Genomic DNA, 16,822 nt, shown 5'->3' with positions numbered 1-16,822 from the left:
AAGTACTTGTCCAATATTTTGAATAAGTTTAATTTGTTTATTAAATATGAATTGATGAAAATAAATTCATTTATAATTGAATTTCAGGAATATATTTTTCCACTGCTTCTTTTACACCATTTCCATGGGGTTGTTTGGTAACATAATCTGCTATATCTTTAAGTTCCTTATCAGCGTTTGAAACAGCCACTTTAGTACCTGCAGCAGATAAAAATTCCATATCATTCTCACTGTCACCAATTGCAAGGATCTCATTGGGTTTCACCCCAATATCAGCTGCAACTTTAATAAGGGATGATCCTTTATTTACCAAAGGGTCTGTTATGTGTATTGCAAATTTGCTGTCATAAATTCTGACATCAAACTCTCGTAGAATTTCTTTAACATTCTTTACAGGAATTTTCCTGGTCAGAGCTATCTCAGAAACTCTTAAATCAGAGTTTTGAACTTTTTCTACAGATAATTTAGAATTCAAATAGTTATATGCCTCTTGGCAAACTTCAAAATTTCCAAGAATTTTTTTAACACCATTTGATTCTATTACCCCACCATTTTCAGCGACCATACCTCCAGAAGTGGCTAAAAATATTGATAATGCCCTTGTGAAACATAAAATATTTCCAGTTGTAATTATAACCGGAATCCCCGTATTTTCAACTTTATAAATTGTTTCTATGGCACTTATACATCCTCTTCGCCGTTTATCTGTAATAGTACCATCAACATCAAGGGCTACTGCTTTTATCATCCATTCACCTGTATTTTAAATATAAAATTGGGTATTAATGAAGTTCTACATTGACGGATCAAAAGATCCGTATCTGTAAGCTATATTGCAAGTTCCTTCTTTACTGACCATACACGCCCCTACAGGGTTCATTGGGTTACATTCTGTTTTGAATAATTTACATTCTTCTGGTCTAGCAACGCCTCGGAGTATAGGGCCACATATACATCCAGTTACAAGCTGTTTAGATTCTCCTATTTCTATGTCAAATTTTTCCCGAGCATTATAATCCGAGAATTCTTTCTTTACTTCATAGACAGAATTTGGAATTTCTGGAAATCCTCTCCACTCCCTACTTGTTATGTAGAAAACCTCTTCAAGAAGTTCCTGCGCCTTTAAGTTTCCTTCTTTTCTTACAGCACGTTTGTATTCATTTTGAACCTCGGCTTTGCCATCTTTAAACTGTTTTAAAACCATATAGATTGCTATGAGTACATCGAATGGGTTGAAACCAGCAACAACTTGGGGAATCCCATATTTCTCTGAAAATGGTTCGTAGGGTTTTGTTCCGATTATTGTTGAAACATGTCCGGGTTCAATTAGGGCATTGAGGTTTACTTCCCCGGATTCTATCAGAAATTTGAGTGCCGGTGGAATAAGTCTGTGGCTTGATAAAACTGAAAAGTTTTCTGGAGGTCCGTTTACAAGTTCAGCTGCTGTTGTTGGTGCTGTGGTTTCAAATCCAGCAGCCATGAAAACAACTTCATTGTCTGTATTTTGTGCCATTTCAACTGCATTGTTAACGCCATATACTATTCTGACATCTGCACCATCTGCCTTAGCATCTGCAAGAGAACCTTTTGTTCCGGGAACCCTTAACATATCCCCAAATGTAGCAATTGTAACCCCCTCCCTTGCTAGGTAGAGGCATTCATCAACTTCCCTTGAAGGCACACAACAAACAGGACATCCTGGTCCTGCAACTATTTCGACCTCTTTTGGTATTAGTGTTCTTATTCCATGCTGCATTATAGTGTGTTCGTGTGATCCGCAAACATGCATTATCTTTACGGGTCTTGAAATTTTTTCAATTCTTTGTACTATTTCCTTTGATAAATTTTTCATTATGCCACCATGATAAGTTCAATATTTGAAATTAGATTCGATTTTATTGGATGATAACTCATTTTCAATAATCTAATTACCTTTGTTATATCTATTGTAAAAACAGATAGATAAAAATAAGTATGGATAATTCATGTTTTATTAAATCCTATTTATCAATGTATATTTAATTATTAAAATATTCTTAAATTTCATATAAAAATCATTTACAAAACGGTAATAAAATGAAAGTAGCTGTTCTTGGACTGGGAATGGAAGGTAAAAATGCTGTTAAAGTTCTCCTTGATTATGGACATCAGGTTTACGCTTCTGATCTAAATGAAAATATTGTAATAAATGAATTTGGAAATGCAAATTTAGAATTTGATCTTGGATTTCATGATCATGGAAAGATAAATTCTGCAGATGCAGTTGTGGTTAGTCCGAGTTTGTGGGGTAAAAAAATTGTTAAAGAAATAATATCGGATCATAAAATGCTTTCAGATATTTTAACAGCCCATAAATCTGTTTTAACAATTGGTGTAACTGGAACCAATGGAAAAACAACAACATGTTACATGTTAAGGGATATACTGGAAAAATCTGGTTTAAATGTACTTTTAGGTGGAAATGCCGGTGGAGGCTTTGAAGGATACACTAAAGTTATACTTGAAGCTTCAAAAAGAGAGTATGATATCATTCTTGTTGAAGTATGTGATATGACACTTGATTTTGCATCCCATGTCTTTGACTTTGATATGGTCCTGGTAACCAATATGGGATCAGACCACATGGACCACCATTTAACTCTAGAAAATTACAGAAAATCAGTTTGCAAGTTTTTAAATGGTAAAAAACAAGCTTTTTTAAATGAGAATGATATTTTACTCAAAATCTGTGCAGATTGTGCAAATGAAACCTTTTTCTTCGGCCCTTACACTGGAAAACTGAAATTATTTGGAGCTTTTAACAGGGAAAATGCTTCAGGAGCGTCTAAAGTTGCTGAAATTTTGAAAATACCCACAAAACTGATAGAAGATGTTTTAAGCAATTTTACTATAGTTGAGGGAAGAACAACAACTATTAGTTACAAAGGAGCTCAGATCATAATTGGAAAAACTGATAATCCCGACGCAGCTGCTGCTGTTTTTAGCGAAGCCCATGTGGATGTTATAATAGTGGGCACACCAAGAAAAGGTGAAATATGTCGTTACAATATATTAAAAGAAGTTTCAAATGCAAACCCTTCACTTGTGGTATTATTCCCCGGATTAGACAACACCACCAATATTGCTCTTAAAATATTAAGAGATGAAGGCTACGTAGGTGAAGTTTGTATTGTAACAAAAGTTACAGATATTGTGGACTTAACAGTTAAGTGTACAGCCAAATATAAAAACATTTTTATTGGTGGAAATGGTCAAGAAAAGATTATGTGCCTCCAAAAGACATTATCTGAACTTTCTAATTGTAATAATAATCATGGGAGTACTTAATAATTTTATATGTACTAACCTTTTTTTACACATATCTAACCCATAATCACATACTATAAATACTTTTTAGTATAAAATTTATTTTTATAATATAAATTTGGGACGGGATTGATAGGAGAGAAAGATAAATGTTGAGTGAGAGGAGGGGTTTATTCTGGTAAATTTCCTGAAAAATCCTATATTTATAATTTTGATATTGGTAATTTTTGCTGTTGCATTATTTACATTTGGAAAAAGTGTAGATGGATACGTTCCTGCTCAAAATCCTGCAGAAATTGCAGCGGTTAGTATAGGGGAGACTGTTCTTAGTGGACAACAAGTTGTTGACAGTACCAAAATTCGTAAGGTTCCAGTTATTTACCATCCAGAATATCTCATCGAAGATCTAAAAAGTAATCAATTCACAGACTTTTTTACTGCGATTACAACTGGATCTGTTGAAACGCCTATAGTCAAGATCACAGGAGGGAATGTATCACGATATGGTGATGCAAGTGGATTTAATGGTCCTGGAATGGTTAGTGTAAATGGATCAAAGCTTGTTGTAAATCCTCCTGAAACATTTGTATGGGGTTATAAAACACCATACACAGTAGCTGTAAAAACAGATAAAGGGATTGATATTAAAACTGAAAATAAAACAGTTAAAACTGTGGCTGCAGCTGACATAAGTAACGATACAGTTCCAACCATGTATGTTAATGTTACAGATCTTAAGGAATGGTATAACAGTTCTGATGTTGGAGATTCAATTGGACTGGATTTTTCTCTTTCAAAATTCAATGATGGTAGAAATTCTGTGTCTCCCAGCAAGATATCAAGCTATTTTGGTAACGATACTGTAAAATATATGTCTGAATATCCTTCAGGTGCTCCTGTAATGGTTTATAATGGTGGCACTAATCAAAATATCGTAGGAAGCGGTGCAGATACTGTTGGATATTACGCCGAGTATGACAATGTAGCACGTGCAGAAAATTCCAGGACATTTGTTAAAGCTTGGAATAACACAATTGTTCCGCCACATTCATCTGCATCGGGCAAAGAAGATGTTACCTTTACTGGTGTTTACGATCCGGAATTACACAGCTGGGTTTCACATGGTGCTTGTCCTGCAGGAAGAGCTTTAAGGTCCGCTGTAATGGATGCAGGTAGCCCTCTACCGAAGGGTATGGGCAGCGGATTCTACTGTGTGGATCTGGTCAGCAACCCAGCAACTGGAATTTTCGTGAATAATCCAACAGATTATCCAATTAAGATAGTTATGTGGACATCGGGTAGTGGTACAGGAATGGGACTATTTGCAAAGACTATACAGTACACACCTTAAACCCTTTTTAATTTTTTCTTCAAAATAGCTTTTATATTAATAAATTAATATTAAGCGCTCCAGATAGTTTTAGCCTTGAGAGTGATCATATGGTTTCAGCAGTTATAACCGCAGCAGGAAAAAATAGAAGGATGATAGAAGATCTTAAGTCTAGAGGTATCGATATTAATCATAAACTGCTTATGGACCTTAATGGAAAACCGGTTATTATACACACCATTGAAAACGTGCTCAAATCTGGAGTTGATGAGTGTACAGTAGTTTTGGGCCATTTCAGCAATGAAATATCTGCTGTTTTAAAGGAATTTAATTATAAACAAGTAAAAGTAATTGAAAATCCGGATTATAATGTTGAACTATCACAAACATTACTTAATGGAGTACAAAATGTTAAACCTAGTTTATGTCTCTGTGTTGCAGCAGACCAACCAACTGTCACGAGTAAAACTTTACAAAGAATCAAAGCCAAAGCCTTACAATATGAAAATCCTGAAAATATAGTGTCAATATTAGCACGGAAGAAATATGGTTATCTTGAATCTGCAGAAGGCCTTGGAATGCCATTTGTATGTCATACTAAACTGCTTTTGAAATATTTATTAGATCATAATGATAATCTAAATCCCATTTTAAGAAAAATGATAGCAGATGGAGTTGTTTTTTATGGAAATCCAGCTACTAACAACCTTGAACTTCTAAATATCAACAGATATGAAGATTATCTTCATGTTAAAGACAATTTTTAGTTTTATTTTAATTTTACATATTTAATTTAAATCTTATTTTATAATAAATCTATTTTTGGAATTAATGTATCTGCTTGATTATAGATTTAATTTTAAACCTAGATAAGAATTGTAATATGCCCCATATATACTATTAAAACGTTACTGGTAAACAATTTCAAATTAAAATGATTTATCTATTTTTAAAGGATTCTATTAAATTGGATTATCCCTTATAGATTAAAAAAACCCCTTAAGCTGAATTAATGCACATAGAAAAACTTAATAATACAAAAGATGAAAATAGGAAATTAGTAATTAATTATTTCAATTTATACAATAGAAATGGGGGTTGAATTCAAAATAGGCAATAAATTAGTTTTAAAAAAGTTTTAGACTGAAAAATTGTTAGGGGGGGGAAGATTTTGAATTTGAGAAAAAAGGGCTTGATTGTATTGGTAATAATGATATTTTTTCTTTTTATGGGAGCAGCCAGTGCAGCAGGTACCACTAAAAAAGTTAGTTTAAATGATAAAAAATTCACAACCGTAAATATTCCTTTTGTGGAGAATCATGGACAAATATCTGATAAAAATGTAAAATATTCTGCTAACACATTTATTGGAAATGTTTATGTTAAAGATAATGGAATTGTCTATGCTCTGACCAAAGATAAAAAGGGATGGGTTGTTAGTGAAAAATTTGTAAATTCCAATAATGTTGATGTTAAAGGGTATGATCAATCAAAAACCAAGGTTAGCTACTATAAAGGTAAAAATGTACAGAAGAATTTAGCTACCTATTCCAAGGTGAAATATTCAAATTTATACGATGGGATTGATCTCTATCTAAACGCCCATGGTAAAAACATTGAAAAGATTTATTCCATTGGAAATAGTGGAAGCCCTAGTAGCATATGGGTAACAGTTAGCGGTTCCAAAGGACTTAAAATAAATAAAAAAGGTGAACTGGAAATACTAAATGGTTTAAGTGCATTAAAACTTACCAAACCAGTAGCTTACCAAATAATTAATGGTAAAAAAGTCAATGTATCTGTTTCATATGTAATCAACAATTTAAGCTACGGATACAAAACAGGTGCATACAACAAAAACTACAAACTAATCATAGATCCTTTATTATCCAGCACATTCCTCAGTGGAAACAGTTATGATAATGCACAGGGCGTTGCAGTTGACAAAGCAGGAAACGTATATGTAACTGGATATACTGGTTCAGGTGATTTCCCTACCATTGCTGGAGGATATCAAACCACAATCAAAAGTGGTGAATGGGATGCATTCGTATCAAAATTTGATAGTACACTTACGACATTAATTTCCAGTACTTTTATAGGTGGAACTTACAGTGACAAAGCTACAGGCATTGCATTAGATAACCAAGGACGATTAGGATGTAATGTATTTATAACGGGTACAACCTATTCCCAAAATTATCCAAATACTGCATTTACAGTTCCTTGGGATACTGGTGCAGGTGATGTCTTTATTTCAAAATTGAGTAATGACCTCACCACGTTAGAAGCAAGTACTTTTTTCGGTGGAAACCGTGCAGATATGGCCAACGCAATTATAGTTGATGCATCCAACAATGTTTACATAACCGGACAAACATTTTCATACAATGGTACAGATAGTAAAAATAATCCAGTAACAGGGTTCCCTGTCCGATATTCTTCATTCAATGAACCATTAGCTCAAACTTCCTACGTTGGAAATGGTGATGTATTTGTTTCAAAATTAGATAACAATCTTGCATCCCTAAGATCCGGTGTAGTATTTGGAGGATCTGGAACAAGTTACGGAACTAGTCTTGCTGTAGATCAATCAAATTATATCTATGTAACAGGAGCCACCAATGCAACTGATTTCCCTGCAGTGACTAATACCAACGTATATCCCGATAATGGGTTCCAAACTAACAAAGGCGATTATGATGCTTTTGTTGTCAAACTATCAGCCCAATATCTTGAAAATATAGAAGGACTAGCATTATTAGGAGGATCAGCTCGAGATGTTGGAAATGGCATTGCAGTAGATCCAATTGGTAGAGTTTATGTTGTAGGGGGAACATGGTCATCTAACATGTATACTACTCTTGGAGCTAAACAACGTCAAAACAATGGAAAAGAAGATGGTTTTGTTGTAATAATGGATAAACAAATACAAAATATTTTAAGTAGCACATATTTAGGTGGAAATGGTATAGACTTTGCCAATGGAGTAATTGTATCAGATCAGGGAAATATTGGTATTATAGGTACAACGAATTCAACCAAAAGCTTCCCGAATGAACTACCAAGTGGTGATACTACAGCTCACGGTATGGAAGATGTTTTCTTCACAACATTCACAAATGTTATGACAGCACAAGAAAAAGTTGAAACCACATTCCTAGGAGGGGTTAATGCAGATTATGGTGAAGCTCTCGCCATAGACACCATTGGAAACATATTCCTTGTAGGAGATACTTGGTCAAATGATTATCCAACTACATCAGGTGCTTATCAAACAAATACTGTAGATAATTTACAGTACACAGATGATGCATTCATATCGAAAATCGATAACTTGCTTGATACATCACCACCAACTGTAGGCAGCATAGATCCTGTAAACAATTCATCGAATGTACAATTAAACAAAATAATTAAATTAGTATATAATGAACAGATACAACGCGGAAGTAATTTTGACATAGGAGGAGGATTAAGTAGTATTACACTTAACGGAGTAAATGTTCCTTTGTCCAATATTCAAATAGTAATGAACACACTAATAATTACTCCAACTAGCCTTCAGCCTTCAACTAAATACACATTATTCATACCAGTTGATGCAATCGAAGACCTTGCAGGTAATATTGGTGATGAATATACTCTTGTATTTAACACAGTTGTACCATTAAACGTAGTAAGTACAAATCCTGTTAATAATGCAAATAATGTTATAGGAAACCAACCGATCACAATAACTTTCAATATACCAATAAAAACAGGCCCTAATTATGCCTTAATAACTTTACTGAACAGTGCAAGCACAAAAATGCCAATAACAAAAACAATCAATGGAAACATTTTAACCATTACCCCTATTGGTAATCTAACTCCCGGAACATACACCCTATCATTACCAATAAACAGCATTTTAGACATGAACAATAAAGGATTAACATCGATATTTACAACCAGTTTCACTGTAACCTCACCAACAGTAACCAGCACAGACCCAGTCAATAATGCAATAAATGTTCCAACCAACAAACTGCTGTCAGTAACATTTAACAGACCAATAAAACTAGGCCCTGGACTTATACAACTCAAATCCAGCGGAGGAACAGTTATACCAATAACATTCTCAATAACCAACAACACTCTATTCATATACCATACAACCCAAGCTTTAGCCAAGAGCACAAATTATATACTCACATTAAATCCAAACTGCATTACAGATCTAGCAGGAAATGGTTTAGCAACACAGCTCATTACCACATTTAAAACAGCAAATACAACGACTGCATCTACGTCACAAACAATTAATTTAGCACCAAAAATAATCAGTACAAATCCTGTCAACAATGCAGTGAATTTAGCAACAAATAAAGTGATTAAAATCAACTTCAGTGAAGCAATTAAATTTGGAACAAATGTAGTGATAGAACTAAAAACTTCTAGTGGAAAGACAGTATCATTCAAAAGAACAATAAGCGGTAGTACACTTAGTATAACACCTACCACAGCATTAGCAAAAGGAACCACGTACACTGTTGTTATACATGCCAATAGTGTAACAGATCTAGCAGGAAAAGGACTAGCAACAACATACACAACTACATTTAAAACAGTAACTGTTTAATAATGCGGGTTTAAGAGATTAAAATCTCTCTAATTTTTTCTTTTTTTTTATTTAGTTTACTAGAAAACGAATAGCTATTTTGCTTTTTTATGTCAATAATTTATTAAATAAAAAAATTAAGGAAAATATATGTTTGATTTATTATCAACTTAGAATTTCTTTTTCTCTACTTCTTCTTCCAATAAATCTAATCTATCTTCAAGCTCTTCTATCAATTTACCCATTTTACCAACGAGTTTGAGTGTATCAAATGTCCAGTTTGCAACCAACTTGTTGCCCATCTCTCCCTTTTCTACATATTTAGTAATGATCTCTTCTAAATTTTTAATCTCATCAAGCACTTCGAAAACCTGTTTTTCTTCAGACATAATTTTCACCTCTAAGGGTTTTGTTGTAATTATATCTGTCTTTTACAAATATTATAATTTTCTGAAAAGACTTCGTTAAATTGGGGTTTTAATTAAAAGAATAATTAATTAAACCAAATAAAAAAAAATTAGAATGTTAATTCAAGATATTTTTAATTAATTATAATGCTTCGAGAGCATTTACAATACAGCCTATATTTTCACCATTCATTCCAACAATTACTTCGTCAGGTTTTATGTCTGCAAATTTCCTTGACCCACTACATCCCAATGTTATGTTGGGTCTTTTGGTTGTGTATGGTCCTGCAACTGCGTCACCACATATCGATTGAATTCCTGCAAAGTCTGCTTCGAAACGGCCTCCAAGGGTGTAAACCATTGCTTGAGCAAGTTGCATTGCTTGTTGAGGGTTACATATTATAACCACAACATCCGGGTCAAATGGGGCTTTTTCAAGTGGTGAGTATGCTATTGCCTTCATTATGGGTTCTATTTTTGGAATTGCATCAACAGTTCTTTTAGCTGAACCCAAACTAGAAAATCTTCCCAAAGAATAATACATCTCACCAGAATTAACTTTTTCAGGGGGTTCCATAAGCCCTATTGCTCCTGCTCCACCTTTACAGGCCTGTTCTTCAGCAGTAGCATAGAATATATCGCCTTGTGATGCTTTCTGTATCATTTCACAATGCCGGACTTTTTCTTCAATCTTTGGAATACCCTCAGGAATATCATCTTCATTTAAAACTAGTTTAACTGCAACAGGAGATTTTTCCAAGCCAAGTTTATCTTTAAATTTTTGTGATAACTCTTCATACCCGTTTATTTCACAACTACTCATTAATCTCACCTCTAACATTAAGGTTGTGTGAACACAAATATATTTTTTATCTTATAACAACGTGAAGTATCCATTTACATTAAGATATTCTCTTAAATGTTAATTAGAGCAAAAAAATATAAAGGCTATTTATCTGGCAGAATAGAATTTAAAAAATGAGAATGGATTAATTTATAAATTCAATCTTTAACTGATCTAATACCATCAACTAATTCTTTTATTTTGTCTTTGATATTGGAGCTTTTTTCTACAATTGTTCCTGTTACTAATATATCAGCACCTGCTGCTGCAACATTAGCAGCATCTTCGCCGGTTCTAATTCCTCCGCCAACAATAACAATGCTACCTGTAGATTTTTTTACCGATTGTATCATTTTTTCAGGAATATATTGATTAGCCCCTGATCCTGCTTCAAGGTAAAGGAGTTTCATGCCCATAAATTCTGCAGCAATCGCATAAGCTGCTGCTAAATCTGGTTTGATTCTAGGTATAAGTTTTGCATCTCCTACCCATCCAACTGTGCCTCCAGGTTCAACAACCAAATATCCCATAGATATAGTTTCAATACCCATTTTCTTTATGATTGGAGCACCCAATGCTTGAGCTCCAGTTATCCAATAGGGATTGCTTGAGTTTAAAAGGCTCATGAAAAATATGGCATCAGCATATTGGCTAACACCACTTATATTACCTGGAAAAAGTATTATTGGTACATCAACATTTTCTTTAAGGGCCTTTGCTGTTGCATCAAGCTCTGTTGAATCTGTTGTTGAACCTCCCAACATTATCCCATCAGTACCTCCAGAAACAGCTTCTTTTGCGATCAATACTGCCTCTTCATGTCTCTGCTCCTCGGGATCAAGAAGGGTAAGATGTATCTTGTGATCCTTTAGAGTTTGTCTGATGTAGTTTTCAACGTTCATCTAAATCACTCTAGTTTAAATTATTTGTTAACAAAAAATATTATTAAAATTTAAAAAACCAACATTTAATCATATAATAAACTAAATTGAAGTCATATATTTAACATGGAGGAGTTAAATACCTCCAGTTAATAATATGGAATTTGTTTAACCTCTCGGTTCTTTAGCCTTGTATCTTAAGCCCTTGTAACCGCATTTTCTGCATGTTTTAGCGGTTGGAGGGTTTCTTGCGTTACATTTAAGGCAAATCTTAATCTTGAACAGCCTATTTTCTGCTTCTTCAAATCTAGCCATTTTTAGCCTCCTATAAATCTATTTTGAATCTTTACAACTTCCGCACTTGTTTTAGCACGGGAATATGCTTCTAATAACTCATGATTGAGTGTTAGAAAATGAGGTCCCCACTTGAACTGGGACATTATTTCAACAGCATTATCTTTAAGCCCCACTATATAAAAAGTTGCTGCAATAGCCTCTGCAGTTGAGAGTTTGCATGGCTTTCCATAGTTCGTTGGATTAGCTGCAACAAGAAAAGGAAGAGACCTATGATATTTTTTGCCCTTGAACATTATGCTAGACTTTTGTATCCTGTTCCATGAGCAATCAAGACCTACAATACCGTTTTTTTCAACGATTTCCCTGTCTTCAGGTGACATGGACTTTTCAGAAAAGGGATCCAGAACTATAGCGCCTCTAGGTAACTTGTTTAGTTTAGGAACCACTTCAATCTTGCCTTGTCTTTGAAGTTTCACTGTTGTGCATTTCTTTGGGTCGCACTGTTCTGCATGGTACACTGTCACTTTCATTGTTTTACATCTCTACCTTATACTTTCCACTATAAAAATCATTGCAATCGATCATTGCTTAAAATTCTTTCCAGCATTCCAAGCATTTCCTGCATGATCCCCAACTTTCCAATAGTTATTGTCTGGCATGGTTAAGATTAATGGATTTATTTTTTTAATATCCAACTTATTATCTGTTAAATATTGTTCTTCAGAATATGCTGCCACAGCTTCTCCAATGAATAGATTGTTGGTTGGAAGTTCAACAACATCAAAAAGCTTACACTCTATAGACACCGCACACTCCTTTATCATCGGAGCTGTTTCCAACTCCCCATAAAAAACATTGAAGATATCTGATTTATCTGTTTTTCTTCCTGAAACCAGTCCACAGTAATCTGTTTCAATGAGAAGGTCTTCAGAGGGGAAATTTATGCTGAAGGTTTTATTTTCCATTATACCTTTAGAACTATGGTGAACTTTATTAATTGCAACTCCAAAGAGTGGGGGATTTGAATTAACACGTGTTACCCAAGCTAAAGTCATAAAATTAACTTTACCCTCAACTTTACTTCCAAGCAAAGTTACAGGCATTGTCAGTGTAAAAACATTCCTACCAATATTTATTTTTGACATATATATTTCCTCGTTACAAAAATCTTTTGGACTTCCCAATTGTTCGCGAATCTTACAGATCAGTTCTTTCATTATTTAATATCATTGATACTGCACAACCTGGACTTTTAAGTTCCTCAAGATCATAATATCTGCCACTTGAAGCTATTGCTAGTTCCATATTCATATCCCTTCCATGTTTAGCTGTCTGTTCAAAATTCACTATAAGTGTGTGTATTTCATTATCCTTGAGTTCTCCTGCAATTTTCAGAGCATCTTTAGTTGGATTCTCATCTATAGCAACGTTTGGCATACCATCTGTAAGTATTAACATCATGGGAACGTATTCATTCCTGAATCTTTCCTTTTTAAGTATTTCAAATCCCTTTTTCATTCCAGAAGCAAGAGGCGTTGTACCGCCAATCTTAATATTATCAATCTGTTCCCTAAATGAGGTTGCTCTCTTGGTCGTTGGAATTATAACCATGGCTTCTCTGCCTTTAAATCCGACAACGCTTATTTTGTCCCCTTGTCTACCTGCATCTTCAATAACATTAATCAAAATATCTTTAACTCTTTCAGATTTTTTATCAGAGAACATTGACCCACTGATATCGACAACTATGGCAATTGAAGCTTTTGCACCATGTTTTCTTACTTTATGCCGAATATGTTCACTTTTAACTTTTATACTTCCTTCAGAGCTTATTGCAGCAGCTCTCAAGGTTGCATCAACCGCAATATCATTTTTTAAATCTTTAGATAATCTACTTTTTACGTATTTACCCTTTTGCGTTGTTGAGTCTACTCTTTTACCGTAGAGTTTCCTCTTTTTTTTACCCTTGATTTTAAGCAGTTTTTTTATATCAACCCCCTCTTCACTAACAGTTATATCATTTTCATTTCCAATTGGTTTGAATTTTTTATCCTGTTCTGTATTATCAGAATTTTCATTATCTTGAGATCCTTGCCCTGTATCATTTACATTGGAATTTGGCTGTTCAAACTTTTCATTTCCATTTGAATCTTCCTGTTTTTCATTATTGTTATTTTCTTGTTGTTCTTGAGAATTTTCCTGTTTAGATCCATTATCCTGCTGATCTTTTTCTCCTTGATTCTGTCCTTGATCTTGAGTGTTGCCCTTTTGATTTTCCTCTTTTCTCTTAGAAATATCTTCCTGAGCTTTCTGTACCATCTGATTGATTTTATTCCTATTCTGAGATGTTATGTTGAATCTTTCCCCGAGTACCAATAGTGCTGCTTCTTCAACATGATCAAGGTTAACTTCTTCCAAGAAATTATAGGCAGCGATTGTTTTTGAAGCTTTTAAAATTGCAATGTCTGCCCTATGACCATCAACACCCATCTCCATGCATAAGTAGGCTATAACTTCCATCAAATCCCTTGAAACATTTACTTTTTTGAGTATTTTCCGTGCAGTTACAATATTTTCTAGGATTTTATCTTGTTGATCCTTGAACTTAGCTTTGAATGCTGTTGGATCACGCTCAAATTCTTCACGCCTTTCCATTATTTTAACCCTTTCCTCCAAATCCATAATGCTGTGTACAGATATGTGTAAACCTATACGGTCTGAAAGTTGGGGTCTTAGTTCGCCTTCTGCAGGGTTCATTGTACCTACAAGCATGAAGTTGGAAGGATGTACAAAAGAAATTCCTTCCCTTTCAACAATATTAACTCCATATGCTGCTGCATCTAACAATACATCAACAAGATTATCGTCGAGTAAGTTAATTTCATCAACGTAAAGTATGTTCCTGTTTGCATCTGCCAGTATCCCGGGCTCCAATGCTTTTAATCCTTCTTTTAAAGCTTTTTCTATGTTAATTGATCCAACAACTCTGTCTTCAGTTGATCCCAAGGGTAGTTCAACAACCTTCATACTCTTAGTTTCTACCTCAAAATCTTCGGATTTGCATGAATCGCATAGTGAATCTTGATCATCAGGGTCGCAATTAAATGGACAGCCTTTAACAACTTTAAGTGGTGGCAGAAGATCTGCCAATGCACGTACTGCAGTTGTTTTACCTGTTCCTTTGTCCCCTTTTATTAGAACCCCACCAATACTCGGGTTGATGGCATTCAATATAAGAGATTTTTTAACGTCTTCCTGACCTACAATTGCTGAAAATGGAAAAATAAGGTTTTTCAATAGTCTCACCATTTATTAGAAGTGTGTATTTCCTGATTTAATTTTTTTAATAATCCTATTCGATTGTTTATATGGAATTTAGAGAATAAATACATTGTAGTTACAAACGTTTTATCAACTAGCTCAAACTAAACTAAACTTCAATAACAAATAATAAATAACCCACAAAACATACTTCAATTTGGTGATCATATGTGCACAGTTGGAGGCCCAATGGCCGACATTAAAATGAAAAAACTAAAAACCAAACGTTATAGATGTTTGGATTGTGGAAATGAATTTAAAGGCATAGGAAAAAGAGTTGTATGTCCTTCATGTCAGTCCGAGAACGTCAAAGAATTGGATTAAGCCATGATGAAATATTGTTTTTAATTGGAAGATCTGGAGAAATTGGCCTTGCAAAAACTGGCCGTGACATGCAAATATTTATAGGAACCCCTGAAAAGGAAGAGATCGTTGTTTTTCTTGAGAAAGATGATCTAATAGCAGTATCCACATTCAGTACGGGTAATATTGCAGAAAAAGGAATAAAATCTATGATATTCCTCTTAAAAGAATTCTCATCCCCTATAATAGTGCTCCCTGAAAACCATCCCACTTCAAAAAGGCTTAAAATGGTTGTTGCATGTGGAGATCATATACGATTAGACTGTAATATACAGGCTGGAACCCACCCCGAACAGGACATTCTATGTGCATGTCAAGACCTCTCTGGTTTAGATATAAATGCAGTGCAAGATGGTGTTGAAATAGATGGGGTTATCAATGATTTTAGAATTGAAAAGTTAGATCAATAGCCCTCTTTTATTCTGTTAAAATTCCTCTAATGGCTTATTATTTGCTCTTTAATTTTTCTGTAAGTACCTTAATATAGTAGTATAAACTAAACTCATAGTATGGCGTTTTATGAATTTTATCAGATATTCGGTCAAATAGTCTTTGTTCTAGTTTTAACAATGCTTACACTGCTTTCTGTGACACTCATCCTTGGAAGGCTTTTAATTAAAGAGGATAAACTGGTTTTTCCAAGGCTTTTACTCTTTACTATTGATATGTTCTACGGACTCTTTAAAAAGTTCTCTGAAAATGTTGGAGTGGATGCCAAGATAGTTGATCAGATAGGGGTTGAGGTAAGGAATAAAGTTAATGAAAAGTTCTTCAAAAAAATAGAATCACAAGATAAAATACTGGTTCTTCCACATTGCCTAAGACATGCAGACTGTGAAGCTAAATTAGAAGCCTCTGGACTTGTCTGTAAAGATTGTAATAGATGTGTTATAGGGGTTCTCAAAAATAAAGCAGAAGATAAAGGATTCAAAGTATTTATAATACCAGGATCTACCTTCTTGAAAAAGATACTTGAGAAAAACAATTTTAAAGCAGTTCTTGGAGTTGCATGCTATCAAGATCTGAATCTGGCCATGATGAAACTCTCTAAATTTTCATGCCAAGGTGTTCCTCTTCTAAAGGACGGATGTATCAATACAAAGGTTGACCCACGAGCAGTTCTCGAGAAGATGGGAGAGATTCAGGAAAGCGAAAATGGACATGGAATCAACTCATGTAACCATGAATCATATTCCCCTAAAACATTGTAATTAAACCATCCTTAATTTTTATAAATTCACATCAACTTTTTTAATATCGTTCTATTACTCCTTTTTTTATAAGACCAATATTTTGTCCATTTTATTCCTGCAAACTTTTTTTAACAAAGTTGTTATTAATAATGCATTCTTAATAACCAAAAAATGGAAAAAGGAAAACCTATTATTAAATGAAAGCTAATTATCATCAAATATTTAAACAAAGTAATAAAAATTTTCTTCAAAAAAATGGGAAGGGGACAAGATGGAG

16 protein-coding genes are annotated in these 16,822 nt (G+C 34.1%); 7 read left to right on the top strand and 9 right to left on the bottom strand.

The window, feature by feature from the left end; translation table 11 throughout:
- Positions 1–70 precede the first annotated feature (70 nt).
- Positions 71–748 carry a phosphoglycolate phosphatase gene (locus tag DL91_RS01180; RefSeq protein ID WP_048189883.1) on the bottom strand — a complete coding sequence of 226 codons (678 nt, stop codon included), beginning with the start codon at positions 746–748 and terminating at the stop codon, positions 71–73.
- 45 nt (positions 749–793) lie between these two features.
- Positions 794–1,852, bottom strand: coding sequence for a hydrogenase formation protein HypD (hypD, locus tag DL91_RS01175; protein WP_048189882.1), 1,059 nt, complete (start codon positions 1,850–1,852; stop codon positions 794–796).
- A gap of 224 nt (positions 1,853–2,076) precedes the next feature.
- Between hypD and DL91_RS01170 the strand changes: the two genes are divergently transcribed.
- The 4 genes from DL91_RS01170 to DL91_RS01155 all read left to right on the top strand — a co-directional run bounded on the left by DL91_RS01170 (position 2,077) and on the right by DL91_RS01155 (position 9,260).
- Positions 2,077–3,327 (top strand): Mur ligase family protein, encoded by a 1,251-nt coding sequence (locus tag DL91_RS01170; protein ID WP_048189881.1) that lies wholly within the window; start codon positions 2,077–2,079, stop codon positions 3,325–3,327.
- Between the two features lie 196 nt (positions 3,328–3,523).
- The gene (locus DL91_RS01165; RefSeq protein ID WP_231551345.1) at positions 3,524–4,657 is read left to right on the top strand and encodes a hypothetical protein; all 1,134 of its coding nucleotides are present in this window, start codon (positions 3,524–3,526) and stop codon (positions 4,655–4,657) included.
- Between the two features lie 89 nt (positions 4,658–4,746).
- A complete protein-coding gene (locus tag DL91_RS01160; protein ID WP_048189879.1) occupies positions 4,747–5,403 on the top strand; it encodes an NTP transferase domain-containing protein in 657 nt (218 codons plus the stop codon).
- Between the two features lie 404 nt (positions 5,404–5,807).
- On the top strand, positions 5,808–9,260 hold the full coding sequence (locus DL91_RS01155) for an Ig-like domain-containing protein (protein WP_048189878.1): 3,453 nt from the start codon (positions 5,808–5,810) through the stop codon (positions 9,258–9,260).
- 149 nt (positions 9,261–9,409) lie between these two features.
- On the opposite strand, the gene DL91_RS01150 is transcribed toward DL91_RS01155, so the two are convergent.
- The 7 genes from DL91_RS01150 to DL91_RS01120 all read right to left on the bottom strand — a co-directional run bounded on the left by DL91_RS01150 (position 9,410) and on the right by DL91_RS01120 (position 14,974).
- Positions 9,410–9,628, bottom strand: coding sequence for a hypothetical protein (locus DL91_RS01150; protein ID WP_048189877.1), 219 nt, complete (start codon positions 9,626–9,628; stop codon positions 9,410–9,412).
- Between the two features lie 160 nt (positions 9,629–9,788).
- The gene (locus DL91_RS01145; protein ID WP_048189876.1) at positions 9,789–10,469 is read right to left on the bottom strand and encodes a DUF169 domain-containing protein; all 681 of its coding nucleotides are present in this window, start codon (positions 10,467–10,469) and stop codon (positions 9,789–9,791) included.
- A gap of 179 nt (positions 10,470–10,648) precedes the next feature.
- Positions 10,649–11,392, bottom strand: a complete 744-nt coding sequence (locus tag DL91_RS01140) for a geranylgeranylglyceryl/heptaprenylglyceryl phosphate synthase (protein WP_048189875.1) — start codon at positions 11,390–11,392, stop codon at positions 10,649–10,651.
- A 147-nt stretch (positions 11,393–11,539) separates the two neighbouring features.
- Positions 11,540–11,686, bottom strand: coding sequence for a 50S ribosomal protein L40e (locus tag DL91_RS01135; protein ID WP_048189874.1), 147 nt, complete (start codon positions 11,684–11,686; stop codon positions 11,540–11,542).
- 2 nt (positions 11,687–11,688) lie between these two features.
- Positions 11,689–12,198: a DUF367 family protein gene (locus DL91_RS01130; protein WP_048189873.1), complete on the bottom strand. Its 510-nt coding sequence runs from the start codon at positions 12,196–12,198 to the stop codon at positions 11,689–11,691.
- Positions 12,199–12,249: 51 nt separating this feature from the next.
- Positions 12,250–12,813: a flavin reductase family protein gene (locus DL91_RS01125; RefSeq protein ID WP_048192285.1), complete on the bottom strand. Its 564-nt coding sequence runs from the start codon at positions 12,811–12,813 to the stop codon at positions 12,250–12,252.
- Between the two features lie 52 nt (positions 12,814–12,865).
- Complete coding sequence (locus DL91_RS01120) at positions 12,866–14,974, bottom strand: VWA domain-containing protein (RefSeq protein ID WP_231551477.1); 2,109 nt, start codon at positions 14,972–14,974, stop codon at positions 12,866–12,868.
- Between the two features lie 183 nt (positions 14,975–15,157).
- Between DL91_RS01120 and DL91_RS13765 the strand changes: the two genes are divergently transcribed.
- The 3 genes from DL91_RS13765 (at position 15,158) to DL91_RS01110 (ending at position 16,563) form a co-directional block, all read left to right on the top strand.
- Entirely contained in the window at positions 15,158–15,313 is a 156-nt protein-coding gene (locus DL91_RS13765; RefSeq protein WP_197050575.1) for a hypothetical protein, read from the top strand.
- Positions 15,280–15,762, top strand: a complete 483-nt coding sequence (locus tag DL91_RS01115) for a hypothetical protein (RefSeq protein WP_048189871.1) — start codon at positions 15,280–15,282, stop codon at positions 15,760–15,762. Before DL91_RS13765 ends, DL91_RS01115 begins: the two co-directional genes overlap by 34 nt.
- Positions 15,763–15,861: 99 nt before the next feature.
- Complete coding sequence (locus DL91_RS01110; RefSeq protein WP_048189870.1) at positions 15,862–16,563, top strand: DUF116 domain-containing protein; 702 nt, start codon at positions 15,862–15,864, stop codon at positions 16,561–16,563.
- The last annotated feature ends 259 nt before the right edge of the window (positions 16,564–16,822 follow it).

Origin of the sequence: Methanobacterium sp. SMA-27, from assembly GCF_000744455.1 — an archaeon.
Lineage (GTDB): Archaea > Methanobacteriota > Methanobacteria > Methanobacteriales > Methanobacteriaceae > Methanobacterium_B.
This window is presented reverse-complemented; position numbering and strand designations above follow the sequence as displayed.